This is a genomic window from Arthrobacter sp. ISL-95 (assembly GCF_018613695.1).
In the GTDB taxonomy this organism is placed as follows: domain Bacteria; phylum Actinomycetota; class Actinomycetes; order Actinomycetales; family Micrococcaceae; genus Arthrobacter.
This window is the reverse complement of the sequence record NZ_JAGGPR010000003.1, coordinates 39074-63678: the sequence shown is the minus strand read 5'-3', so window position 1 is coordinate 63678 and position 24605 is coordinate 39074. Positions and strand designations below refer to the sequence as shown.

Here is a 24605-nt window from a genome sequence, read left to right as displayed (position 1 = left end):
TCACGGGTAAGGTCTAGTCCACCCAGATGGATGGCTCGTGGGTATCGGGCTCCATGGCCCTAAATTCTAAACCGTCCACCGTGGGAGTGTACGGAATGATGGCCGCACGGACTTCGCCGCCCCTGTGTTCGGCTGCACCATGAATGCCGTCAGATCCATGATCCGGCAGGCTGACGTCACTCACAACAGCTACAGCCTTGAAATCATCACGGCCTTGGCGCAGCAATTCGTGGATGTCGGTCAACATCTGGCCGGCATCCACCTCGCCATTATCGTCCGGCTCGCCCGGGGCGATCATGACTATCCGCAGTTCGTCATCGTTCGAGAGTGTGACGCCGAACGGAAAGAACCCGCCGTTCTGCTGAATATGTTCCTGGGCCGTCCCGAGTGCTGTGCCCAGCGTCTCGCGGAGTTCACGGTCCTGGACGGATTCGCCCTCGCTGGGCGCGGTGGCTGGTTCTTCGTTCATGCTGGTTCCTAGGACCGGACCAGGGCCAGAACGCGGTCCCGGATCTTCTCCATGGTTGCCTGATCCTTGGCTTCTGCGTTCAAGCGAAGGAAGGGCTCGGTGTTGGACGGGCGGAGGTTAAACCACCAGCTGCCGTCCTTGGCCGTGAACGTGCTGCCGTCCATGTGGTCGATGTCGATGTCTTCGGTTTCGAAGTCGATGCGAACGCGTTCCACGGCACCGGCTTTGTCCTCGATCTCGGAGTTGATTTCACCGGAGGAGACATAGGGCTCGTATTGGCGGCCGAGTTCGGAGAGCGGACCATCCTGCTCACCCAAGGCAGCGAGGACGTGCATGGCGGCGAGCATGCCGGTGTCAGCGTTCCAGAAATCCCGGAAGTAGAAGTGTGCCGAGTGCTCTCCACCGAATACTGCACCTTCCTCGGCCATGACGGCCTTGATGAAGGAGTGTCCAACACGGGTCCGTACGGCACGGCCGCCGTCCTTGGCAACAAGCTCGGGCACAGCTTTGGAGGTGAGGAGGTTGTGGATGATCACGGGGTTCTCTTCACCCGAGGCTTGGGCGCGGGCAATCTCTCGCCGGGCCACCATGCCGGTGATCGCAGAAGGGGAAACGGGCTCGCCCTTTTCGTCAATGACGAAGCAGCGGTCCGCGTCGCCGTCGAATGCGAGGCCGATGTCCGCGCCGTGCTTGACGACGGCGGCCTGGAGGTCGCGCAGGTTTTCCGGCTCCAAGGGGTTGGCGGGGTGGTTCGGGAACGAGCCGTCGAGTTCGAAATAGAGGGGAACGATTTCGAAGGGCAGCGCCGGGAGGAGTTTGTCACCGAGCACGGCGGGGGTGGTGAGGCCGGCCATGCCGTTGCCTGCATCTACCACGACCTTGAGAGGACGGGACCCGGAAAGGTCAACGAGCTTCCGAAGGTACTCGGAGTAGTCCTTCAGGACGTCTTGGACGCCGATCTCGCCGCGGGTGGCCGCCGCGGGGATCATGCCGGTGTTCAGGTACTGCTCAGCGAGGGCCTGGATTTCCTTCAAGCCGCTCTCGGAGGATATGGGCTGGGCGCCGGCCTTGGACATCTTGATCCCGTTGTACGCGGCGGGGTTGTGACTGGCGGTAAACGTTGCGCCGGCAGCGTTCAAGGCCCCGCAGGCGTAGTAAAGCTCGTCGGTTGAAATGAGGTCCAGCAACTGGACATTAGCGCCACGCGTGGCAGCCCCGTTGGCAAAGGCCTGGATGAACTCCGGGGAGGAGGGACGCATGTCGCCGCCAACCAGTACTGTTTCACCCTCCAAGCCCAGGACGTCGATGAAGGCAGCACCAACGGCCTCGACGATTTCAGCCGTGATGGTTTCACCCACGATGCCCCGGACGTCGTACGCCTTGAAGGAAGCCGAGAGGTCGAATGTCTTGTTCTGCTCGCTAGTCACGGGCTCAATCCTACTGTGGCAACGCAGTTGGGGTTGAACCTGAAGACTTGACCTGTGGATAGTGTTTGTCCACATAGCGAGGCAGTCGGGTTCTGGCTGTCAGGGTCGGCTGGAATACTGGGTTGATGGCCAACAACTCCCCAATCGCTGCCGTTTCCGTGCAATCACCTACCCATGAGCAGGCGCTGGCGTGCCTTCGTGAGTTGGTGGGTCACCCTGAAGCGCAGTTCCATGACGGACAGTATGAAGCCATCGAGGCCTTGGTGGACGCAGGCCGCCGGACCTTGGTGGTACAGCGCACCGGCTGGGGTAAGTCCGCGGTTTACTTTGTGGCTTCATTGCTGCTGCGTCGGCGGGGCGCCGGACCAACGCTCATTGTGTCGCCTTTGCTTGCCCTCATGCGTGATCAAGTGGCCGCTGCTGCCCGGGCCGGGGTGCGGGCCGTCGCCATCAACTCCGCGAACGCCCTGGAGTGGGACACAGTCCTGGCCCAGTTGGCCGCGGACGAGGTAGATGTCCTTCTGGTCTCCCCGGAACGGCTCACCAACCCTTCCTTCAGGGAGAACCAGCTCCCGGAGCTTATTCGTCGAACCGGGCTTCTGGTGATTGACGAGGCTCACTGTATTTCGGACTGGGGACATGATTTCCGTCCCGATTACCGCCGCATTGCGGATCTCATTGCACAACTGCCGGGCTCTGTCCCCGTCTTGGCCACCACGGCCACGGCCAACTCCAGGGTGGTTCACGACATCGAGGAACAACTGGGCGCGGGAGTGCTGACCATCCGCGGCGCTCTGGGTCGTGAATCATTGCGGCTCGGTGTCCTGACGCTGCCCGATTCCCGGGATCGCCTCGGATGGCTGCTGACCCACCTTGCAGACATGCCCGGCAGCGGCATTATCTACACGCTCACTGTCTCGGCAGCAGAGGACACTGCGCGGCTCCTTGCCGAGGCCGGACACAACGTCCTGTCCTACACGGGACGGACGGACCCCGCAGACCGGGAGCGGGCTGAACAACTCCTCAAGGACAACCAAGTGAAAGCCCTTGTGGCCACGTCCGCGCTGGGTATGGGGTTCGACAAACCGGATCTGGGCTTCGTGATCCACCTGGGTGCTCCGTCGTCTCCAGTTGCCTACTACCAGCAGGTTGGCCGTGCGGGCCGTGGAGCAGCCAATGCAGATGTCCTGTTGCTGCCGGGATCCGAAGACCGCGAAATCTGGCAATACTTCGCCACAGCGTCCATGCCATCGGCCGAGAAAGCCGACGCCGTGCTGAGCGTACTGGGGGAGGCAGGATCAGCCCTTTCCACTGTCGCACTGGAAGCCCGTGTAGACCTCCGCCGCACCCCTTTGGAGCTGCTCCTCAAAGTCCTGGCGGTTGATGGCGCGGTGGAACGCGTTGGGGGCGGTTGGCGATCGACCGGCACGCCGTGGAACTACGACGCCGAGCGCTATGCACGCATCGCTGAGGCCCGCGTGGATGAGCAGGATTCCATGGTGATTTATCAAGACACAGCCGGCTGCCGCATGGAATTCATCACCTCCGTCCTGGATGACGAAACCGCAGCCGCTTGCGGACGCTGCGACAACTGCGCCGGGCGTTGGTTCCCTGTAGATGTGGCGGCTTCGGCAGCCGACGCCGCTGGCCAGACTCTCCGGCGCGCGGGCCTGGCCGTTGAGCCGCGCCTTCAGTGGCCCAGCGGCATGGACCGGCTGGGTGTGGCGGTCAAGGGAAAGATCAAGCCGGATGAGAGCCTCTCCGAAGGACGGATCCTTGCCAGGCTCACCGACCTGGGTTGGGGCGGTGCCTTGAGGGAGTTGTTCGCCGCAGGGGCTCCGGACCGCGCCGTGGATCCCGCCATGCTGCAGGCTTGCGTCCAAGTCCTGCGCGAATGGTCGGGGGCCGAGGGGGGAACACCGTGGAGCGGCGTCGGACGTCCGGTGGCGGTTGTCAGCATCCCGTCCCGGAGCAAGCCCCAACTGGTGGAGTCTTTGGCACAGGGAATTGCCGGAATAGGACGAATGCCTTACCTGGGCCAGTTGCAGCCCCAACACGCAGGGCCCACCGGTGCGCGTGGGGGCAACAGTGCCTACAGGTTGGCCGGCGTCTGGGACCGCCTCGTTGTGGGCCCCGAACTCGCCCAGGCATTGGCGGGTACGGGAGGGCAGCCCGTGTTGCTGGTGGACGACATCATTGACAGCCGCTGGACCATGACCGTATCTGCCCGGGCCTTGCGCCAAGTCGGCGTGGCTGCCGTTCTCCCACTGGCGCTGGCGCAGGCGGGCTAGGGTCCCTTCCGGGGTGGGCTCAGACCGGATACTGGCTTGCCTGGGAAGGACTCACACCCGGTAGAACTACGTCATGTTGTGATCGCTCCCACTCTGCGTCTATAGGATCGAGCAAACACGCCTGCTTGCCCGTCGCGGGCCACCAGCCAGAACTTGGACCGGAGCCATGAGCACAAAACCCAGCGCCGACGTCGAAACTTCCGACGAAACCAGTTGGCGGCCGCGCTTGGCCCTGTTGGTTGCAGCAACGTTCTTCATGGAGTTCCTCGACGGGACGATCCTTACCACTGCCATTCCCAGCATCGCCTCGGACTTCAGGGTGGCACCAGCGGACATCAACATCACCATGACCGCCTACTTGGTGACGGTGGCCATGGGTATCCCGTTGAGCAGTTGGCTTGCCGAGCGATTCGGTGCCCGCAGGATCTTCTGCCTCGCGATATCGGTATTCACCGTCGCCTCGTTACTCTGCGCCATCAGTACGGACCTGACTATGCTGACTCTGAGCCGCGTGGCCCAGGGAACGGGCGGGGCCATGATGGTGCCCGTGGGCACCCTGGTGGTCCTGCGCGGCACCCCAAAATCGGAGCTTCTCCGTGCCACCGCATATCTTGTATGGCCTGGCCTGCTGGCTCCGGTCCTGGCTCCGATGGTGGGCGGGGCACTGACCACTTTCCTGTCGTGGCACTGGATCTTCATCATCAACGTCCCACTGGGCCTTGCCGCCTTCATTGCAGCACTCAGGCTGGTGCCGCGAACAACGTTTGATGCCAAGCGCCGCCTCGACTGGTTGGGGCTTCTTCTCACTACAGTTGGCGTGGGTGCCCTGGTGGTAGGACTGGAAACCCTGGGCGGTCACTCGTCCAATGTGCTCGCCCTGGCGGTGGTGGTTGGAGGTCTGCTGTCCTTGGCCGGTGCAGTGTGGTGGATGAGGAAGGCGCGCATTCCACTGTTCAATCTCAGCGTCTTTGGCACCAGGACTTTCAGGGCTACTTCCACGGGTGGTTTCATTTACCGGCTGACCATCTGTTCGGTTCCTTTCCTCCTGCCCCTGATGTTCCAGGACGGGTTCGGCTGGGATCCCCTGAAGGCCGGGGTGATGGTGGCGGCCGTTTTCGTGGGCAACATCGGGATTAAACCGGCCACCACGCCTCTGATAAGGCGCTTTGGGTTCAAACCGGTGCTGGTCTTTGCGTCGTTTGCCTCCGCTGTGACCTTTGCGTTGTGCGCCTTACTGGACGCCCAGACACCCGAGCCACTGATCTTCGCCCTGCTGCTGTTCAGTGGCGCGTTCCGCTCCATCGGTTTCTCCGCATACGCCTCAGTGCAGTACGCGGACATCGTCCCGGGGCAGCTACCCTCAGCCAATGCCATCTCCGCAACGCTCGTTCAGTTGGCGGCGGCAGCAGGCATCGCGGTGGGCGCTCTGTTCCTGCGCCTGTTCGAAACCACCCATGTGTTCGGCCCGGATCAGGTGGCGGCCTACAAAGGGGCTTTCATTGCCATGGCCGTGCTGATGCTGATCAGCACTGCAGACAGTCTGAGCCTTCACCGTCACGCAGGAGCCGAAGTTAGCGGCGGCGCCAAACGCGGCTAGGCGTCCGCCCTGTCCTGGTGACCCGAGGGGAGAGGGGCCACTCTTAAACGCAAAAGGTCCCGGTTCGAAAACCGGGACCAATTCGCGGAGACGGGGGGATTTGAACCCCCGGTGGAGTTGTGCCCCACACTTCATTAGCAGTGAAGCCCATTCGGCCGCTCTGGCACGTCTCCCTTTGCTATTGCTAGCCCACCAAGGATACGCAGAACGAGCCGTCGAGCGCAAAACAGCCTCAGCCAAGCCGCTCATTTCGATGGTTCCCTGCCAGCCATACCGTTCGCACGGCACTGTCAGCAGGGAACCATCGAACCCGAGGGGTCAATGGCTCCCGGCCAAGGAACGCCACAGGAAGTGGTTGCTCCGGGCCTGCAGCGCCGCCGCCTGCCTGTTGTCCGATGCCCCCGCGTGGCCGCCTTCCAAGGCTTCATGGAACCAGACGTTCCGGATGCCCATGGCCTGCATGCGCGCTGCCATTTTGCGGGCTTGGACGGGTCCCACACGGTCATCCGAGGTGGCAGTCCAAATGAAGGTCTCCGGATATTCCACACCGTCGTGAAGCAAGTGGTACGGCGAGAACGTGCGGATGAACTCCCACTGCGTCGGGACATCGGGGTCACCATATTCGGCAATCCACGAGTATCCAGCGGAGAGTTTGGTGTAGCGGCGCATATCCAGGAGCGGCACCCCGCAGGACAATGCACCGAACAATTCCGGGTACTGGGTCAGCATGTTGCCCACCAGGAGGCCTCCGTTGGAACCGCCGACGCAACCCAGGCGACGTCGGCTGGTGACGCCCCGCGAAATGAGGTCCTTCGCCACGGCAGCGAAGTCCTCGTAGGCGCGGTGCCGGTTTTCCTGGAGTGCCGCACGGTGCCAGGAGGGACCATATTCGCCGCCGCCGCGGATGTTGGCAACTACGTAGACGCCGCCCCGCGAGTGGGCGGCAGCCCCGTCGTCGGACGCTACGCCCAAGGTTCGGCGCTCAAGCCAAGCCCGGCCAATTGTCCCGCTGTACGCAGGTGTCCGTGAAATTTCGAAGCCGCCATAGCCGGACAGCTGGGTGGGGTTTTGGCCGTCCAACACCAGGTCCTTGGAGGCGACCTGGAAGTAGGGAACCTTGGTCCCGTCGGCGGAAACGGCGAAGTGTTGCTGGACTTCGTAGTCGGACTCGTTGAAGAACGACGGCGACCGCTTCACCTCGGCATGCCGGCTCGCCACCCCGGAGCCCTCGGCAGAGGCAGCAACAAGTGTCCCTCGCATCAAGGTGGAGGGCGTCGTGAAGCCCGTGGCAACCAGCCAGAAGTCGTTGCCTTCAGCGCCGGCGTCTTCGTCGTCCACAGCATAGGCATTGACGTCGTGCAGGGGAGGGCAGGCGTCCAGGACCGTAGATGTCCAGCCGCCCTCGGAATCGGGACGGGCAGGGTCCAGCACACGGATCTCGGAGGAGACATCGCGCAGGAGGTTCAGCAGGAGATGGTCCTTGGTCCAGCTCCAGGACTGCAATGACGTGTGGGCATCCGGGGTGAACAGGACCAGCATTGAACGTGAACCTGCCAGATACGAGTCAAAGTCGGCGGCCAGCAATGAACCGGCCGGGTAGACAACTCCGGCAATATCCCAGTCCTCCTGCGGACGGAAGAGCAGCCAGTCCCGGTGGGCGCTGATGTTCACGTCGGTGGGAACGTCGATTGCCATCCAAGTGTCGTCGCTCAGCAGGGACGTACGCCGGTTGTAGAAGTCGATGTAGTCCACGGCGAAGGTCCGCTCATAGCCCGGGGTTGAGTCGTGCGCCACCATGGCCAGCATGTGGTCCTCAGGGATTTCGAAGAGTCGCTCAGCGTCGGGCAGGGACTGACCGCGGCGAAGTTTTACACCCGTCCTCGCATAAGACGAGGTGGTGGCCGGTAGTCCGTCCGCAGTGCTGGAGACGAGCAAAGTGTCAGCATCCAGCCAGCTGACATTGCCCTTGGCTGTCGGCAGGTCAAAACCACCCTCCACGAAGGTGCGGGATTCGACGTCGAACTCGCGGTGCCGGTCAGCGTCGCCGCCGTCGGGGGAGAGTGAGACCATGGCCAGGCGGTACTCGGAACCGTCGGCCGGGCGGAGGAAACCGGCACCATGAAAGACCCATTCGATGCCTTCGGAGGCAGCAAGGGCATCGATATCAAGCAGGACGTCCCACTCGGGTTCATCGCTGAGATAGCTCTCCCACGTGGTGCGGCGCCAGAGTCCCTTGGGGTGTTCCTGGTCTTTCCAGAAGTTGTAGTAGAAATCCCCGCGTTTGGAGACCATGGCAATGCGATCGGTGGAGTCGAGGACTTCCAGGATGCCGGCCTCAACGGCCGCATACTCGGCGTCCTCCAGCAATTCCTCGGTGCGGGCATTCTGCTCGCGGACCCACGCCAGTTGCTCTTCGCCGTGGATGTCCTCAAGCCAAACGTTTTCATCCGTGGGCTCAGGCGCGACGTCCGCTGCGTGCCGCGGGGCGCGGGCCTGCGCGGTCTCATTCTCGGGAAGTGGCGACTGATCAGCTTCTGTGGTGGTCATCGCCCCATCCAAGCAACACTCTTCGACGGTAAGCAAGTCATGCGGAAGTTAGGCTTGAGCGTGGCTAAATCGCAAACCAACCGTGTTGCCCTGATCGGGGCCGGCCCTCGGGGCACCAGTGTCCTTGAGCGGTTGCTCGCGAATTGGGCCGCGGACAGCCCTCCGGGGGCCACCCTTCGCGTCGAGGTCGTGGACCCGTACCCGGCCGGTTCGGGTCACGTGTGGCAGCCGGAGCAGTCCCGGCTGTACTTGATGAACACCCAGTCTTTCTATCCCACTCTCATTCCTGAGGACCCTGAGCTCGCCCCTCCGCTCACGGGCGGTTCGTTCGATCAGTGGCGGGAAGCCCGTCGTCGTGATGGCGAGGGGCTGAACGACGCCGAAAAGGCGGAGTTGGCCACTCTCGAATCGCACGATTTCCCCAGCCGGGCGTTGTACGGACGGTACCTTCGCCAAACGTTGGCGGGCTTGCTGGAACGGCTGCCCGACGGCGTCGAGGTCACCTTCCACCAGACGCTCGCCGTTGCTGCGCGTCCTGTGAAGCGGGAAAAAGAAGACGGGTTCGACGTCGAACTCGCCAACGGCGTCACGCTTACGGTCGGTTCCGTGGTCCTCGCGCTGGGCCACATCGAGTCCCGGCTGAATCCGGAGCAGCGGTCTTTCAACAGCGCGGCGGCGGACCAGGGGCTGCTCTATTTCCCGCCTGCTCCACCGGCCGACGTCGATTGGCAGGCTGTGCCGGACAATGAACCTGTGCTGGTCCGCGGCATGGGTTTGAACTTTTTTGACGTCATGGGGCAGTTGACGGAGGGTCGCGGCGGCAAGTTCGTCGAGGCTGGTTCACCTGGCGCAGGTGTCCTCGAATACCGGGCATCGGGCAGGGAGCCCAAGATCATTGCTGCTTCCCGAAGGGGCACCCCGTACCGCGCCAAGGCGGGGCTGGCGGGCTATTACCCCAGCAGCATCACCATGCGTTACCTGACAGAGGACGCGGTGGACCGGTTCCGTGCAGCCGGTATTCAGCCAGGATTCGATCATGACCTCTGGCCGTTGCTTCACCGGGATGCACTGTGGGCGTATTACTCAACGCTTGCCCGGTCCCAGCCAACCGCGATCAAGGACCCCGCGCAGTTCCTCGCCGACCTTGAAGATGCGCTCCAACCGCATGCGCACACCACTACGAACTGGGAAGTTGAGGTGGGAAACCTCGTTGAAAAGCACGTTGTCGCTTCCCGCCGCTTGAATCTGAGGGGGCTCGCGGCGCCGCTCGCGGGCCGGACCTTCGCTTCCCGGAGCGAGCTGGACGCTGCTATCACGGCTTACCTTGATGACGATGCCCGTCGATCAGCGCTGGGCGAGTCGGACCCCGTCAAGATGGCCATCGGCGCGCTCCACACTGGGCGGGCCATCCTCAAGTCGGTGGTGGCTGATGGCGGAATCACCGATGAATCCTGGCTTGCAGGCTTGCGTGGCTGGTTCGAGTCCTTTGTTGAGGGATTGGCCAGCGGAGCGCCTGCCCTGCGTTCGGAGCAGCTGGCCGCTTTGGCGCGCGCCGGCGTGGTGAGTTTCGTGGGCCCGGACCCGAAGTTCAGCGTGGACCGGGGCGCCAAGGTGTTCCGGGCCGTGTCGCCGTGGGTTCACGACGCCCCGGTTGAAGCGCGGACTCTCATCGAGGCGATGTCGCCGGCCAACAGGGTGGGCATCAACCTCTCACCCTTGCTGGAGCAGCTCATGACGGATGGCCTGGTGCGCACCAAGATCATGATGAGTGTTGAGGGGACGCCCATGCAGACCACCGGGCTTGACGTGGAACCGCACCCTTACAGGCCTCTGGCGGCCAACGGGTCCATCACGGAGAACTTGTATGTACTGGGCCTTCAACTCTCAGCTTCACAGTGGGGGACGGCCATTGCCGCGGAAGCCAGACCCCTCACCGGACCGGCCTACGCGAGCGGACAACGGACCCTGCGCGATGCGGACGAGATTGCCTGGAGCATTTTGGGCCGCTAGCGACTCGAAGTTGCGGGTGCTCCCACACTTCGCTATGGTGTGAGCTGCATCACCCGATCGAGTGGTGCGCGCTTTTGATCCGCGGCGGGAGAGTCCTGCCGGTACATCCCGTCAGGCGCCGTAGGAGCAAACCCTCCCCAGGAATCTCTCAGGCCCATGTACCGCCGCGGCGAGGCAACTCTGGAAAGCAGTCCGGTCACCGGGCTCACCGAAGGTGCAAGCGTTCCTGCCCTGCAGGAACGCGGAAACTCTCAGGTCCACGTACAGAGCGGGGAGGAACCCGAATCAACGTGGCACTCTGTGCCGCCTGAACGATGGAGTTCCTTTGACGATTCAGCGCCCGCCTTCCACTGGTCCCGATTCACCCCACCTTGAGCGACAGCTCAGCAACCGCCACATCCAGCTCATCGCCATCGGCGGAGCCATTGGCACCGGCCTCTTCATGGGCTCCGGAAAGACTATTTCCGCTGCCGGCCCGTCCGTCATTTTCGTGTACATGATCATCGGCTTCATGCTGTTCTTCGTCATGCGTGCCATGGGTGAATTGCTGCTGAGCAACCTCAACTACAAATCCTTCAGCGACTTCGCCGCGGACCTCCTGGGACCGTGGGCCGGCTTCTTCACCGGCTGGACCTATTGGTTCTGCTGGGTCATCACAGGTATCGCGGACGTGATCGCCATCGCCGGGTACTCCCAGGAGCTCTGGCCATCGTTGCCCCTCTGGGTGCCCGGACTGATCACCATCGGCATCCTCCTGCTCCTGAACCTCGCCACGGTGAAAGCCTTCGGCGAGACCGAATTTTGGTTCGCCCTGATCAAGATCGTGGCAATCGCTGCACTGATCATTGTTGGCCTGTTCATGATTTTCAGCGGCTTCCAGTCCGACGCCGGACCTGCCACTTTCTCCAACCTGTGGAGCCACGGCGGCTTCTTCCCCAACGAATTCATGGGCTTCGTAGCAGGCTTCCAGATCGCCGTCTTCGCGTTTGTGGGCATCGAACTGGTGGGCACCACAGCGGCCGAGGCCAAGGATCCCGAGAAGAACCTGCCCAAGGCCATCAACTCGATCCCCATCCGCGTGCTGCTCTTTTACGTCGGCGCGCTGATCATCCTGATGTCCGTCACCCCGTGGACCCAGTTCGCTGCCGGACACAGCCCCTTCATCGCCATGTTCTCCCTGGCCGGCCTCGGCGCAGCGGCTACGATCGTCAACCTCGTGGTGCTGACCTCCGCAATGTCCTCTGCCAACTCGGGCATCTACTCCACGTCCCGCATGGTGTTCGGGCTGGCACAGGAGGGCGACGCCCCCAAGGTGTTCGGCTCACTCTCCGGACGCAAAGTGCCCCGCAATGCCCTGTTCCTTTCCTGCATCCTGCTGCTGTCCGGTGTCATCCTCATGTACGCGGGCTCGGATATCGGCAAGGCGTTCGACATGGTGACCACCGTGTCCGCTGTCTGCTTCGTTTTCGTGTGGTCCATCATTCTGGCCAGTTACCTGGCCTTCCGGAAGCGCCGCCCGCACCTGCACGAATCCTCGGCGTTCAAGATGCCAGGTGGAGTGGTGATGGTATGGATAGTGTTCGGGTTCTTTGCCTTCGTTTTGTGGGCCTTGACCACGCAACCGGATACACTCGCCGCCCTCCTGGCCACGCCGGTGTGGTTCGTAATTCTGGGGGTCGCTTGGTTGATTCTTCGCCGTCGCCCCGCACACTTGGCCCGTTATGAAGAGTTCAAGGCTGAGCTCCAGCGGGACGCGGACAGGATCCAGGAACCGGAACCAGCAAACAAATAGCTCAATAAGCAGCAAAAGGCCGGGTCCTTCACGGAAATTCGTGAAGTGCCCGGCCTTTTTTGTTGTTTACCTCAGGGGTGGGTTATCCCCTCAGGCATCTCTGATACTCCAGCCATGCAAACGCGTACCTGAGCCATCCCGCGACGTCGTACCACTTGGACGGTTTGGTTGGTGCGGTGCACTGCGGCGGGTTCGGACCGCTTTCCGCCACCTGCACCAGCGCCTTCACCACGGTTCCGCTTTCGACGGCGGTGAGCACCAAGGTTCCGGTACCTGCAGCTGCCGCCGCGGGAACTTTGAGGTCCACCGTGGCGGCGCCCGTGGTAACGGGGACCGGGCCGAGCGCAACTGCTGCACCCTTGGAATCAACGAACACCGCGTTCAGCGTTGCGTTGGCGGGGCTGCCGATGGAGGTGAGGTTCAGCTTGGAGACAGCCAGGGCGAAGGGGTCTCCGGCCTTCACCTCAGCCGCAGTTGTGTTGGCCACGGCGACGGAACGGCGTGCGAAGTCCGGCGAGACAGGGTTGTGTTCGCGCAGGTATTTGATCCACGCGTCACGGTCCACCAGGCCGGTGTCCTTCGTGTTGCTGCCCTCCTTGAAGATCCGGAAGTTGTCGCCTCCGGTTGCCAGGAAGCTGAAGGTTCCGATCCTGTACTGCTTGGCAGGATCGATCACGGCTCCGTTCACCCAGATGCCGGTGATGCGGTCCCCGGCAGGGCGAGCGGCGTCGTAGGTGTACTTTACGTTCTCGGACACGCCCAGCTGCTGGTAAGGGCGGCTGGGGATGGTGCCGTCAGCGTTGGTCTGCCACTGCTGCTCCAGAAGCGTCTTGAACTGTGTACCGGTAAGGGACGTGGTCCAGAGGTTGTTCACGAACGGCAGGACCGCATTGGCTTCGGCGTAGGTGATGGTCCCGTCCGGCGCGTAGTACAGCTCGTTACGCAGCCCGCCGGGGTTCACGACGCCGATCTCAGCCTCACCCAGTTCGGGCGCCTTGAGCGTATCCACCAGGGAGTCCGCCACCAGGTTCCCGAGCGTGGACTCGTTGGCGCGGTCGTCCCGCTTGGGGGCGCCGCCCGTCGGATCCGGGGTGAACGCAGTGGTGATATCAGCGGTCACTGCGCCTACGGGCTGGTTGCCAATGACAGCAGCCTCCGCGAGGGCCTTGTCCACGATGGTCTTCACAGCAGCCACCCGTGGGTAGGCGGCAACAAGGCTTTCCGCGGTGTCGGTGGTCCGGTCCACGACTGCGGCCTTGTAGGCCGTCACCGTTTTGCTTGCCGTGTCCACCGTAAGGGTCACGCTTCCCACGTTTTCACCGTAATTGCCGGTTTGGACGATTGGGCGGGTCGTACCGGTGGGCTGGCCGTTGGTGTCCAGTACGGGGGCATCCCAGGCGTATTCCTTGTGGGTGTGCCCGGTGAAGATGGCGGCGACGTCAGGAGTGGTTTCGTTGACGAGCTTGGCAAACGGTCCGCCGGCTGCAACTTCCTGCTCCAATGTGGCACCTTCAGGCGTTCCGGAAGCAGCGCCGTCGTGGTTTTCCACGATGATGAGGTCGGCCAGGTTTTCAGCTTTGATCTTTGCGGCCACCCTGTTGATGGCTTCTACAGGATCGCCGAACTCCAGGTCCGCAACTCCGGCCGGCGTCACCAAGGAAGGAACTTCCTGGGTGACGGTGCCAATCACCGCTACCCGCATGCCGTTCATGTCCATGACCTTGTGCTCCGGCAGGACAGGAGTGGTGGTGCCCTTCTGGTAAACATTCGCACCCAGGTAGGCGAATTGTGCGTTGGTACCTCCAGCAACAACGCGATCCCGCAGGTCCGCCCAACCGCCGTCGAACTCGTGGTTGCCCACAGCGGAAGCCTGCAGATCGAGCGTGTTCAGGACGTCGATGGTGGGCTGGTCCTTCGCTACCGAGGAAGCGAAGAGGGAAGCACCGATGTTGTCGCCGGCGGAAATAAAGGCCGTAGCGCCGGGGGCAGCTGCCGCGCGGAGCTTCTCAACTGTTCCGGCGAAGAGGACTGTGTTGGAGTCGATCCGGCCATGGAAGTCGTTGATACCCAGGAATTGCAGGTCAACAGTTGCCGCTTGGTCGGCAGTGAGATTCAGGCCCACCACCACGGGGTCGTGGTCGCTGGCCCGGAACTCGTCCGCGGCATAGTAGTTGGTCACATTGTTGTTATACCTGCTGTATTCCAGTGCGACGGACTCCACGGAGTTGATGTTCCAGATGTCGGTTCCGGTGACCACCTTGTGGGCGGCAGGGGAGGCGAGGATATGGTCCAGGGAGCCCACCATGCCGCCGAAGAGGTACGAGTGCTTGCCTGTTCCTACCTCGAGGTCGGTGTAGCCGGCTCCGGTGAGGACGTTGATGGGGTCTTCCTTGGCGTAGGCGTTGAAGTCGCCGATCAGGAAGACCTTGTCCGTGCCCTTGGAGGCCTGGAGGTCTTTGGAAAAGGTGAGCAGGGATTCTGCTTGCTTGGTGCGGGCAGTGTTCGAGGCACCCTGGCCCTTGTCCGTGTCGTCCGGGGTTGCTGCGGAGCCCTTGGATTTGAAGTGATTCACGATTGCGATGAACTTCTTATCGTCAGCGCCGCCAACCGGCTTGAATGCCTGTGCCAGCGGCTTGCGCGCACTGGCAAACGCCACGGTGTCGTTGTGGATGATGGACTCGCCCACGGGCTCGGCCACTGCCTTCTTGTAGATGAATGCGGTGCGGATCATGTCCTCGTCGCTCAGCGGGGGAGCGTTGGCGGGTGTCCGCACGTAGTCCCAGACGCCGGGGGTCTTGACGTTGAGGGCGTCCACCAGCTTGGACAGAGCGTCGTCACGGTTCTTGCCGAACTGAGCCGAGTTCTCGATCTCTTCAAGGGACACGACGTCGGCGCCGGACTTGGTGATGGCGGCCACGATCTTGGCCTGCTGGCGCTCGAAGTTCTCGGCATTGGCAGCGCCGCGGGCGTTGCAGCCTTCCTTGACCGTGATGGGGTTCCCGTCGCGGTCAGTGTAGAAGACGCAGCCAGCCAGTTGGTCACCGGTGGTGGGGAAGTAGTTCAGCACATTGAAGGAAGCCAGTTTGAGGTTGCCTCCAACATCCGCTGGACCCTCGGGCCTGGTGGCGGTGAAGCTCGCCGGCTGGACAGAGTCAGCGTTGGCCGCAGTCAACGCGGTAAGTGGCTGGAACTTCCAGGAGTTGTTGCCGTAGCCCAGGATGACGTCGGTCCGGAACCGCGCGGGGGAGCCCACGCGTACGGGGTCTGATGTGGTCAGGTACGGCAGTTGCTGGGCCTTGGTGGTGGCGTCCTTGAGGAAGTTGGTGGATGCGCCGTCGTCGAGCTTGATGCCGCGCAGGGCGTTGTCCGCTACCACGGCCGCGTACTCCGGCGAACCGTAGGTGGCCACCGCCGTTGGCTGGACCAGAGGGGATGTGCCGGCCGCGAGGCCGATCTCGCCGTACTGGTTCAGGGAGTAGTTGTCCGTGACCGTGAAGTCACCCTGAGGAGCCAGGAGCATGCCCTCCAGACTTTCCCGCGCGGCCTCATTGGCTGGCAAAGTGAACGGCGTGGACTTGACCTCCGGTGCCGGCTCGGTGTGCTTCTTCAACCCCGCCGCCTCAACGGTGAGCTGCGTTTGGTTGGCGAATTCGCTGACGACACCGGTGAGTTGCACGTAGTCGCCGGGCTGGACTGCCGCCGTCGTCGAGGGTGAATAGACGAACACAGCGTCCGACGCCGTCCTTGCCGCCCCGGCGCTTTCGCCGCCGCTTCCGGGGGTCTGGACGTAGTAGCCGTTGAAACCGCCGGTTGCGTAGACGGCAGTGACCTTGCCGCTGGTGGTCACGGTGCTGCCCACGAAGGGACTGGCGGGACCGGTTCCCTGAATTTCGGCAATGGCCTTAACTCCGGGCTCCGGTTGGGGATCAACAGGGGGAGTCCCGCCGCCGTTGGCGGCAGTGGGGGTGATGGTGGCGCTGATGCTGAAGTCAACGGCGTTGGAGTCGGTGTCCACACCGTTGGTGCGGTTGAGGCTCTTTACGTCCGTATTGCTGGTGGGTGCTGTGGCACCGGCGGTCTCGAAAGTGTTCGAGGTGCCGTAGCCGAGGAGGTCGGCGATGGCGGCGTTGCCCGTCACCGAGCCCGCCGGAAGGGGAGTGATGGCGGTTGGCTGCTTGGCCAGAATCAGTGTTCCGGCGGTCCCGCCGGGGTTCAGCGTGCCGGTTGCCTGAACGTCCGCGGCAGGTAGATCCGGTGCCGTGGAAGTACCGCTATTGGTGGCGCCCTTGACCAGGAAGTACCCCTTGGCGGGAATGCTGCCGGTCAATGGAGTGATCCCCGTGGGCGCTGCCGTAGCCGTGGCAGACCTGTACTGCAGCGACCAGCCCGCCAGACTGACGGGTGCGTCTGAGGAATTGTAGAGCTCCACGAATTTATTCTTGAAGGCGGCTCCGCTGCTTCCGCCACTGAGGTAGGCCTCGTTGATCACCACCGGGGAGGTGGCGGCGGCGACTGGGTCATCCGCGGCCACGGCCGGGACGGCTGTCAGCGGGGCTGCAAACAACCCGACTGACAGGACCGTTCCCGCCAAGTATTTCCAATGCATAAGTTTCATCCGCTTGAACTTTCATCAGTGAGCCCTGTGGGGCTCCATGAATCGCGCCCACTCTCTTGTGAAGTGGGCGAGTGCCGGGACGTTACTCCCGGGTAAAGCTGCCTCGGACCTAGCTGAACACGAACGGATGAATGGAGGGTTGACCCGGGGTCAACAATGAGGGACCGTGCTACGGCCCAAATACTTGGACGACTAGGCGGTCTGGCCCAAGTCCTGGATGACCTTGAAGACAGCTCCGGTGGGGTCCGATAACGTGGCCAACCGACCGAAAGGTGTGTCCTCCGCAGGCTGCATGACGGTGGCACCGAGAGCCGCGGCTTGCTCCACGCTGGCGTCTGTGTCCTCCACCGCGAAGTACACACTCCACATTGAGGGGACCTGTTCGGGCAGGAAACCGGAGGCATCCATGATGCCTGCCTTGGCGTCATCACCGGCGCCAAGCGTTACATAACGGAATTCCGGGGTGTCGCTCATGACTGCCGTGTCCCAGCCGAAGACCCTCTGGTAGAAGGTGACAGCGGACTCGTAGTCCTTGGTAAGAAGTTCGTGCCAGGCGGGAGCTCCCGCTTCCGCCGCTACCTCGTAGCCTTTCATTTCGCCGAACTGCCAGGCGCCAATGGCGGCACCGGAGGCATCCCCGTACATGGCCATGCTGCCTTGCTCAGGGACCTCCATGGGTTCCAGGAGCACTTGTCCGCCGTTGGCTGCCGCTGCCTTAGTGGTGGCTGCGATGTCATCGGTGCGCAGGTAGGTGGACCAAACATCCGGCATGGCACCCATGTCCGCCTGCTTCTCCATGATGCCGGCAACCATCCGGCCGTCCTTGGAAGCTGTGATGTAGCCGCCGTACTTTTCCTGGTCTCCGGTTTCATATGTCCAGCCGAAAAGTGCCGTGTAGAAGGCCTTGGCCTTTTCCGTATCGGACGTCACGAGGTCGATCCAGCAAGGGGAACCGGGAGTGATGTCAGGCTTAGGCATAGGTGAGGCTCCTGTTGTTATGCCGCGGCGAAAGCTGCGGCTGATGTCTGCGGTGTGGAGACAGAAAGAACACTATGCGGGGCCTCTGACAGTTTCAATGATCTTCCGGTTGTCAGTTCTCAGTTCCGCACGGGAGCCTCCCGCAGACACAAAAATGCCCCGGGTCCTGAGACCCGGGGCATCCTCTTGCGGAAGGTAAGGGATTTGAACCCTTGGTACGGGGTTACCGCACACTGGTTTTCAAGACCAGCTCCTTAGGCCGCTCGGACAACCTTCCTCGCCTAGTAGTGTTTCATAGGGAGTTGGCTGTTCCAAAACATCACGTATTCCAACCCCTGCCCCGGGGCTTGGAGGACAAGCAAGAAACCGGGAGTTCGTCATGAAAGCCGTCTACATCTCAGAGCCGGGCGGGCCCGAAGTCCTCGAAATCCGCGAGGTCCCTTCTCCGGTGCCCGGCGAGGGCGAGGTCCTGATCGACGTCGTGGCTGCGGGGTTGAACCGTGCCGATGTCCAGCAGCGCAGGGGGTTCTACCCGCCGCCGCCGGGGGCATCGGAAGTACCAGGCCTGGAAGTATCCGGCCGCATTGCCGCCTTCGGCCCCGGCGTCACCAGAGCATTCTCCGTGGGAGACAAGGTAGTGGCACTGTTGTCCGGCGGTGGCTACGCCCAGCAGGTGGCAGTCCCGGCGGAGCAAGTACTGCGGGTTCCCGACGGCGTGGACCTGGTAACAGCAGCCTCCCTGCCTGAAGTTGCAGCCACTGTGTACTCCAACCTGATCATGACTGCACAGCTGCAACCCGGCGAGACCGTACTCATCCACGGCGCAACCGGCGGGATCGGCACCATGGCCATCCAACTGGCCAAAGCATATGGCGCTAAGGTGGCAACCACGGCAGGCACTGATGAAAAGGTCGGTACAGCCAAGGCGTTCCTCGGCGCCGATATCGCCATCAACTACACCGAGGAAAACTTTGCTGAAAGTCTCAAGGCACACAACGGAGGCAACGGCGCGGACGTGATCCTCGACGTCGTGGGTGCCAAATACCTGCAGCAGAACATCGATGCGCTCGCGGACTACGGGCGCCTCATCGTCATCGGCCTGCAAGGCGGAACCAAGGCAGAGATCAACCTCGGGCAACTCCTCAGCAAAAGGGCCGCCGTCATCGGAACAGCGCTGAGGCCGAGGCCGGTCGCTGAAAAGGGAATCATCATGGCTGCGGTCCGCGAGTTCGTCTGGCCCATGCTTACCGATGGCAGGATCCGGCCCCTCGTGGCCAAGTCCTTCCCCCTGGAGCAGGTTCGCGAAGCTCACCAGTACTTCGACTCCGGCGAGCACATAGGGAAGGTCCTTCTGCTCCTCTGAGCAGCATTTGCGTTCATCCGTCCTACAGCAGTGAGGAGCCACATGTCCATCCGGCACAGCCTGCTGGCCCTGCTCCAGGACCAGCCGCGGTACGGCTACGAGCTGCGTGTCGAATTCGAGGACCGTACAGGTGCCGCATGGCCGTTGAACATCGGCCAGGTCTACACCACGTTGGACAGGCTTGAACGCGACGGCCTGGTGAGCAAAGACGGCGACGACGGCGGCGGGCACGTCATCTACAGCATCACTGACGCCGGGGCTGAGGAAGCCGGGGCCTGGTTCGCCGGCGCAGTGGACCGCGGCAATCCTCCGCGAAACGAGATTGCCATCAAGTTGGCGCTCGCAGTGACGCTTCCGGGCGTGGATACTTCGGCGGTGATCCAGTCCCAGCGAGAAGTCTCGGTCAAGGCCCTTCAGGAGCACACGCAGGCCAGAAAAACGGTCTCGGCCAATCAACGGTCCTCGGATACCGCATGGCTATTGGTGCTCGATTCCTTGATTTTCCAAGCTGAAGCGGAAGTTCGTTGGTTGGATCTCTGTGAGGCCCGCATGGTGCAAGGCCAGCTAAGTGGGGAATCGAGCCAAGCAGCTCCTCCCCGGCGGCAGGGCTAACGCCCGGCGTAGGGGAATGACCGTTCACCGCGTACCTGCAGACGATTGGCGTGTACCGCCTTATCCTGTCCGTGTCGGTTGTTAAGGTGAGGAGAAGTAGCTGACGCAGCGGTCCCCACCGCAACAGTTTGAACTTCAGCAGTACCCATCACCGCAGCAGTTCTCAAGGAGGAGACATGGGCAAGATTTCTAACCAATCCGGAGTCGCGGAAGGCCTGGATCCCACGCTGCCTCCTCCGGCTGTGGACGACTCCGTGCGTGAAGCGGAGGAACGCCGGTGGACCCCCGCCAAGATCGGTCTCTGGATTGCCATCTCGCTGCTCGGAGCGGTGGCGTGGTTCATGCTCGCACTGGTGCGCGGCGAAACCGTCAATGCCATCTGGTTCGTCTTCGCGGCAGTTTGCACCTACCTCATCGGTTACCGCTTCTACTCCAAAGTCATTGAGCGTTACCTGCTGAAGCCGGATGATCGCCGCGCCACTCCTGCTGAGTACAAAGCTGATGGCAAGGACTACGTCCGCACTGACAGGAACGTGTTGTTCGGCCACCACTTCGCCGCCATTGCCGGCGCCGGACCGCTGGTGGGACCCGTTATCGCAGCGCAGATGGGCTACCTTCCCGGCACTATCTGGATCATCATCGGCGTCGTTCTTGCCGGTGCCGTTCAGGACTACCTGGTCATGTTCTTCTCCATGCGCCGCGGTGGCCGTTCACTTGGCCAAATGGCCCGCGAGGAACTCGGCGTCATCGGCGGTACGGCGGCTTTGGTGGCCACGCTGCTGATCATGATCATCATTGTGGCCATCCTTGCTTTGGTAGTGGTCAACGCCCTTGGTGAAAGCCCGTGGGGCGTGTTCTCAGTGGGAATGACTATTCCCATCGCTTTGTTCATGGGTGTCTACCTGCGGTTCATCCGGCCGGGCAAGGTGATGGAGGTGTCCATCATCGGCTTCGTGCTCCTGATGGCAGCCATCATTGGTGGCGGTGCTGTAGCCGGTACCGAGTGGGGTGCGGCCTTCTTCCACCTGGATAAGGTCACCATTGCCTGGGGCATCATCATTTACGGTTTCATCGCCGCGATCCTGCCCGTCTGGCTGCTTCTTGCTCCGCGCGACTACCTCTCCACATTCATGAAGATCGGCGTTATCGTGATGCTGGCGCTCGCGATCATCGTGGTCAGGCCGGAAATCACTGTCCCTGCGTTCAGCGAGTTCGCCGGCCGGGAAAACGGCCCGGTGTTCTCCGGTGCCCTGTTCCCGTTCCTCTTTGTCACCATCGCCTGTGGCGCCCTGTCCGGGTTCCACGCGCTCATTTCGTCCGGAACCACGCCCAAGCTGATCGAGAAGGAGCGGCAAACGCGCTTCATCGGTTACGGCGGCATGTTGATGGAATCCTTCGTGGCCATCATGGCTTTGGTCGCCGCGATCTCGATCGACCGTGGCATCTACTTCGCCATGAACGCACCGCTGGCCCTCACCGGCGGCACCGTGGAATCTGCGGCGCAATGGGTCAACAGCCTTGGCCTAGCCAACGTCAACATTACCCCGGACGTGCTGGCTCAGACCGCCAAGGACGTGGGCGAGGAAAGCATCATTTCCCGTTCCGGCGGCGCTCCCACCTTGGCTGTCGGGTTGGCCCACATCATGCAGCAGTTCATCGGCGGACCTGGAATGATGGCTTTCTGGTACCACTTCGCCATCATGTTCGAAGCACTGTTCATCCTCACCGCCGTCGACGCCGGAACCCGCGTCGCCCGGTTCATGCTGCAGGACTCAATCGGCAACTTCATTCCCAAGTTCAAGGAAGCCTCATGGCGCCCGGGTGCCTGGCTGTGCACGGCCATCATGGTGGCGGCGTGGGGCGCGGTGCTGATCATGGGTGTCACCGATCCGCTGGGTGGCATCAACACGCTGTTCCCGCTGTTCGGCATCGCCAACCAGTTGCTGGCAGCCATTGCACTGGCTGTGTGCCTTGCCATCACTGCCAAACGTGGAGTGTTCAAATGGCTGTGGATCGTGGCTGTTCCGCTGGCTTTCGCGGCCGTGGTGACCATCACCGCCAGTTTCCACAAGATTTTCTCGCCGGTCCCGGCCGTGGGCTACTTCGCCAACAACCAGGCGTTCTCCAAGGCTCTGGCTGATGGAAAGACCGAGTTTGGCACTGCCAAGACCGTGGCTGCCATGGAAGCCGTGGTCCGCAACACCATGATCCAGGGAGTGCTTTCGGTCATTTTCGTGACACTGAGCATCATCGTGATCATCGCCGCTCTCCTGGCCACCATCAAGGCAATCCGCGCAGGCGGAGGCCAGGACCACGAAGACCCGCCCGTTCCTTCCAGGGTGTTCGCACCGGCAGGGCTGTTTCCCACTCAGGTCGAGAAAAAGTTGCTCGCAGAATGGAACGCCCTGCCTGCGGAGAAACGGACCCAGAAGGCCGGCCATCACTGATGAACGCCGTCGTTAGGGGCCTTCGGGGCTTCGCCACCTACATGGGCTCGCTCATGGGTGCTGATGCGTACCGGAAGTACCTTGAGCACTTCGAAGCCAGCGGCCATTCCGGTTCCGTCATGACTGAACGCGAGTTTTGGCGGGACAGAATGGACCGGCAGGACAGCAACCCCCAAGGCAGGTGCTGCTGAGGTAATCAGCCGGTGCAAAGTTTCGCTACGAACGAAGTCTAAAATCGGGGCCACGGACAGGGGTACGCGTGAAGCACGTGAGAGTATGAACGGATGAGCGATCTGAACAACATTCAGCCCAAGGATGAGGCTTCGGACGACACCCCTGTGGAGGGAACCACGCTGGACGAGGGCCTTGAGAAGCCCGGGGGACAGCACCCTTTGGAGGACGAGGTGGTGGAGGAGGAGGTGGCGAACGATGCCAAACCCAAAGGTAACCTTCACGAACTTGTTGATGAGCCGGCCAAGGTGATGAGGATCGGCACCATGGTCCGGCAGCTCCTTGAAGAAGTAAAGTCCGCGCCTTTGGACGACGCTGCGCGCGGCCGGCTTGCTGAGATTCACGAGCGGTCCATCAAGGAACTCGAGGATGGACTGGCTCCGGAACTCATCGAGGAGCTGGAGCGGATCAGCTTGCCTTTCCCTGACGAGAAAGCGCCCTCCGATGCGGAGCTGCGCATCGCTCAGGCACAACTCGTTGGCTGGCTGGAGGGCTTGTTCCACGGTATTCAGGCAGCGATCGCCGCGCAGCAGGCCGCCAAGGAGCACTCGGCCGCACAGATGCAACTCCGTCAGCTCCCGCCGGGAACTGTCATTGCGCCGGGCATCATCATTGGCGAGAACGGTCAACCGCAGCGGGCGGCTGCACCGGGTGCGCCCGGCCCTGCCTCCCAGGGCCGCAGGGAAGACCCCGATCACGGCCCGGGTCAGTACCTCTGAGTTCGCAGGTGGGTTTCTTTGGGGCCGTCCGGCAAGGGCGGAAGGACGATCTGGAGCTTGGCAAAGGGCTGTGGCGCCGTGCCCATGACCGATTCCACCGGGGACTGGACCGGTACCACCAAGTCCTTGAGGGCGTCGATGATGAGCAGCTCTACAACGAGCTCGTAGAGATAGCCAACGAGCTGGCGGAATTATCTGCACGGGTGAGGATTATCTGCGTCGAGGCGCAGAAACGGTCCCCAAGTGATGGGCTGGATGTTCCGGGATCACTCGCCGGAGTGCACCGCGCCTTGTCCAAGGCGGGAAACTCCTTGGCCACAACGGCTGAGGCTGCGGCCATGTTGAGGTTGGCCGTGGGGCCTGTGCCGGTTGGTGCGTTGTCAGTTCGGCGCCGGGCAGAGTCGGTGTTCGAGCAGGTTGCTGACGCGGAGCGCCAACTCGGCGCCTGAGCACAGTCTCAACGTAATGCCGCGCGTGCGCAACTACACGCGTGCGCCTTTATTCCCTGCATGCAAGAAGTTAAGCGCATAGCTGATCCGCGTAGTATTCAGCCCTTTTGGAGACCGTGTGGTGGCAGGATGGCAGACATGACTTCGTCACCAACACTTACTTTCAACGACGGCAACACCATCCCCCAGCTCGGCTACGGGGTGTGGCAAGTTGAAGACGATGTAGCCGAAAAGGTAGTACGTCAGGCTTTCGAGGCCGGGTTCCGCCACATCGATACCGCCAAGATCTACGGCAATGAGGCAGGCGTCGGCCGTGCCATTGCTTCCTCCGGTCTTTCCGCCGAGGAAATCTTCATCACCACCAAGCTGTGGAACGCGGACCAGGGCTACGAATCCACCCTTGCGGCCTTTGAAGAGTCCATGGACCGCCTCGGCCTGGAGACCCTGGACCTTTACCTGATTCACTGGCAGCAGCCCAAGCAGGAAAAGTACGTGGACACCTGGAAGGCCCTGATCGAGCTCAAGAAGCGCGGCCGGGTCAAGTCCATTGGTGTTTCCAACTTCACCAAGGAAGGCCTGCAGCACATCATTGATGAGACCGGCGTTATTCCGGCCATCAACCAGGTGGAGCTGCACCCGTTCTTCAACCAGGCTGACCTTCGCGAATTCAATGCTTCCAAGGGAATCCTCACCCAGGCATGGTCCCCGCTGGGCCAAGGCGGCGAACTCCTCGAGAGCGCAACCGTGGCTGAGATTGCTGCCAAGCATGACGCCACCCCGGCCCAGGTCATCATCGCCTGGCACTTGGCTATCGGCAACGTGGTGATCCCCAAGTCCGTCACGGAGTCCCGCATTCAGGAAAACTACGCGGCGCTCAACGTCACGCTGGACGCCACCGACGTCGAGGCCCTCAACGGCTTGGACCGCGGTGCCGAGGGCCGCATCGGCCCGGACCCGGCAGTCTCCGACTTCGCCTAAATCCAAGCCTAAACCAGGTTGACCGCAAGTGCCCCGGCCCCTATACGGGGGCGGGGCACTTGCCGTTAAGGCTCGACGGC

16 protein-coding genes, 2 tRNA genes and 1 riboswitch are annotated in these 24605 nt (G+C 62.3%); of the genes, 11 read left to right on the top strand and 7 right to left on the bottom strand.

The window, feature by feature from the left end; genetic code table 11:
* Positions 1 to 13: 13 nt before the first annotated feature.
* Together J7I86_RS02555 and J7I86_RS02550 are read right to left on the bottom strand one after the other, a co-directional pair.
* Positions 14 to 469, bottom strand: coding sequence for a hypothetical protein (locus J7I86_RS02555; RefSeq protein WP_214815231.1), 456 nt, complete (start codon positions 467 to 469; stop codon positions 14 to 16).
* 8 nt (positions 470 to 477) lie between these two features.
* A complete protein-coding gene (locus J7I86_RS02550; RefSeq protein WP_214815229.1) occupies positions 478 to 1896 on the bottom strand; it encodes a phosphomannomutase/phosphoglucomutase in 1419 nt (472 codons plus the stop codon).
* Positions 1897 to 2021: 125 nt separating this feature from the next.
* On the opposite strand from J7I86_RS02550, the gene J7I86_RS02545 reads away from it, so the two are divergent.
* Together J7I86_RS02545 and J7I86_RS02540 are read left to right on the top strand one after the other, a co-directional pair.
* Positions 2022 to 4187, top strand: coding sequence for an ATP-dependent DNA helicase RecQ (locus tag J7I86_RS02545; protein WP_214815227.1), 2166 nt, complete (start codon positions 2022 to 2024; stop codon positions 4185 to 4187).
* A 166-nt stretch (positions 4188 to 4353) separates the two neighbouring features.
* Positions 4354 to 5784 (top strand): MFS transporter, encoded by a 1431-nt coding sequence (locus tag J7I86_RS02540; RefSeq protein WP_214815225.1) that lies wholly within the window; start codon positions 4354 to 4356, stop codon positions 5782 to 5784.
* A gap of 85 nt (positions 5785 to 5869) precedes the next feature.
* Here J7I86_RS02540 and J7I86_RS02535 read toward each other — a convergent pair.
* Both J7I86_RS02535 and J7I86_RS02530 read right to left on the bottom strand, forming a co-directional pair.
* A tRNA-Ser gene (locus J7I86_RS02535) sits at positions 5870 to 5957 on the bottom strand.
* Between the two features lie 145 nt (positions 5958 to 6102).
* Complete coding sequence (locus J7I86_RS02530) at positions 6103 to 8331, bottom strand: prolyl oligopeptidase family protein (RefSeq protein WP_214815222.1); 2229 nt, start codon at positions 8329 to 8331, stop codon at positions 6103 to 6105.
* A gap of 60 nt (positions 8332 to 8391) precedes the next feature.
* On the opposite strand from J7I86_RS02530, the gene J7I86_RS02525 reads away from it, so the two are divergent.
* Both J7I86_RS02525 and cycA read left to right on the top strand, forming a co-directional pair.
* A complete protein-coding gene (locus J7I86_RS02525; protein ID WP_214815220.1) occupies positions 8392 to 10341 on the top strand; it encodes an FAD/NAD(P)-binding domain-containing protein in 1950 nt (649 codons plus the stop codon).
* A gap of 75 nt (positions 10342 to 10416) precedes the next feature.
* Positions 10417 to 10515, top strand: a riboswitch (glycine riboswitch).
* 151 nt (positions 10516 to 10666) lie between these two features.
* Positions 10667 to 12133 carry a D-serine/D-alanine/glycine transporter gene (gene cycA / locus J7I86_RS02520; RefSeq protein ID WP_214815218.1) on the top strand — a complete coding sequence of 489 codons (1467 nt, stop codon included), beginning with the start codon at positions 10667 to 10669 and terminating at the stop codon, positions 12131 to 12133.
* An 82-nt stretch (positions 12134 to 12215) separates the two neighbouring features.
* On the opposite strand, the gene J7I86_RS02515 is transcribed toward cycA, so the two are convergent.
* From J7I86_RS02515 to J7I86_RS02505, 3 genes are all read right to left on the bottom strand, one after another.
* Positions 12216 to 16739 (bottom strand): ExeM/NucH family extracellular endonuclease, encoded by a 4524-nt coding sequence (locus J7I86_RS02515; RefSeq protein ID WP_214816791.1) that lies wholly within the window; start codon positions 16737 to 16739, stop codon positions 12216 to 12218.
* A 201-nt stretch (positions 16740 to 16940) separates the two neighbouring features.
* Positions 16941 to 17726, bottom strand: coding sequence for a VOC family protein (locus J7I86_RS02510; RefSeq protein ID WP_214815215.1), 786 nt, complete (start codon positions 17724 to 17726; stop codon positions 16941 to 16943).
* A gap of 189 nt (positions 17727 to 17915) precedes the next feature.
* A tRNA-Ser gene (locus tag J7I86_RS02505) sits at positions 17916 to 18003 on the bottom strand.
* A gap of 102 nt (positions 18004 to 18105) precedes the next feature.
* On the opposite strand from J7I86_RS02505, the gene J7I86_RS02500 reads away from it, so the two are divergent.
* The 7 genes from J7I86_RS02500 (at position 18106) to J7I86_RS02470 (ending at position 24525) form a co-directional block, all read left to right on the top strand.
* Positions 18106 to 19089: an NAD(P)H-quinone oxidoreductase gene (locus J7I86_RS02500; protein WP_214815213.1), complete on the top strand. Its 984-nt coding sequence runs from the start codon at positions 18106 to 18108 to the stop codon at positions 19087 to 19089.
* Positions 19090 to 19131: 42 nt separating this feature from the next.
* A complete protein-coding gene (locus tag J7I86_RS02495; protein ID WP_214815211.1) occupies positions 19132 to 19701 on the top strand; it encodes a PadR family transcriptional regulator in 570 nt (189 codons plus the stop codon).
* A gap of 176 nt (positions 19702 to 19877) precedes the next feature.
* Positions 19878 to 22148 carry a carbon starvation CstA family protein gene (locus tag J7I86_RS02490; protein ID WP_214815210.1) on the top strand — a complete coding sequence of 757 codons (2271 nt, stop codon included), beginning with the start codon at positions 19878 to 19880 and terminating at the stop codon, positions 22146 to 22148.
* The gene (locus tag J7I86_RS02485; protein ID WP_214815208.1) at positions 22148 to 22339 is read left to right on the top strand and encodes a YbdD/YjiX family protein; all 192 of its coding nucleotides are present in this window, start codon (positions 22148 to 22150) and stop codon (positions 22337 to 22339) included. Before J7I86_RS02490 ends, J7I86_RS02485 begins: the two co-directional genes overlap by 1 nt.
* 93 nt (positions 22340 to 22432) lie before the next feature.
* On the top strand, positions 22433 to 23098 hold the full coding sequence (locus tag J7I86_RS02480) for a bacterial proteasome activator family protein (protein ID WP_214815206.1): 666 nt from the start codon (positions 22433 to 22435) through the stop codon (positions 23096 to 23098).
* Between the two features lie 8 nt (positions 23099 to 23106).
* Positions 23107 to 23547: a hypothetical protein gene (locus tag J7I86_RS02475; RefSeq protein ID WP_214815205.1), complete on the top strand. Its 441-nt coding sequence runs from the start codon at positions 23107 to 23109 to the stop codon at positions 23545 to 23547.
* 138 nt (positions 23548 to 23685) lie between these two features.
* Positions 23686 to 24525 carry an aldo/keto reductase gene (locus J7I86_RS02470; RefSeq protein WP_214815203.1) on the top strand — a complete coding sequence of 280 codons (840 nt, stop codon included), beginning with the start codon at positions 23686 to 23688 and terminating at the stop codon, positions 24523 to 24525.
* Positions 24526 to 24605: the final 80 nt, after the last annotated feature.

What these genes read in the sequence shown, in the direction of transcription:
- J7I86_RS02490 (WP_214815210.1), top strand. Translation starts at nt 19,878, where the DNA reads ATGGGCAAGATTTCTAACCAATCCGGAGTCGCGGAAGGCCTGGATCCC.
- J7I86_RS02480 (WP_214815206.1), top strand. Translation starts at nt 22,433, where the DNA reads ATGAGCGATCTGAACAACATTCAGCCCAAGGATGAGGCTTCGGACGAC.
- J7I86_RS02510 (WP_214815215.1), bottom strand. Translation starts at nt 17,726, where the DNA reads ATGCCTAAGCCTGACATCACTCCCGGTTCCCCTTGCTGGATCGACCTC.
- J7I86_RS02500 (WP_214815213.1), top strand. Translation starts at nt 18,106, where the DNA reads ATGAAAGCCGTCTACATCTCAGAGCCGGGCGGGCCCGAAGTCCTCGAA.
- J7I86_RS02515 (WP_214816791.1), bottom strand. Translation starts at nt 16,739, where the DNA reads ATGCATTGGAAATACTTGGCGGGAACGGTCCTGTCAGTCGGGTTGTTT.
- J7I86_RS02495 (WP_214815211.1), top strand. Translation starts at nt 19,132, where the DNA reads ATGTCCATCCGGCACAGCCTGCTGGCCCTGCTCCAGGACCAGCCGCGG.
- J7I86_RS02485 (WP_214815208.1), top strand. Translation starts at nt 22,148, where the DNA reads ATGAACGCCGTCGTTAGGGGCCTTCGGGGCTTCGCCACCTACATGGGC.
- J7I86_RS02470 (WP_214815203.1), top strand. Translation starts at nt 23,686, where the DNA reads ATGACTTCGTCACCAACACTTACTTTCAACGACGGCAACACCATCCCC.
- J7I86_RS02530 (WP_214815222.1), bottom strand. Translation starts at nt 8,331, where the DNA reads ATGACCACCACAGAAGCTGATCAGTCGCCACTTCCCGAGAATGAGACC.
- J7I86_RS02545 (WP_214815227.1), top strand. Translation starts at nt 2,022, where the DNA reads ATGGCCAACAACTCCCCAATCGCTGCCGTTTCCGTGCAATCACCTACC.
- J7I86_RS02555 (WP_214815231.1), bottom strand. Translation starts at nt 469, where the DNA reads ATGAACGAAGAACCAGCCACCGCGCCCAGCGAGGGCGAATCCGTCCAG.
- J7I86_RS02540 (WP_214815225.1), top strand. Translation starts at nt 4,354, where the DNA reads ATGAGCACAAAACCCAGCGCCGACGTCGAAACTTCCGACGAAACCAGT.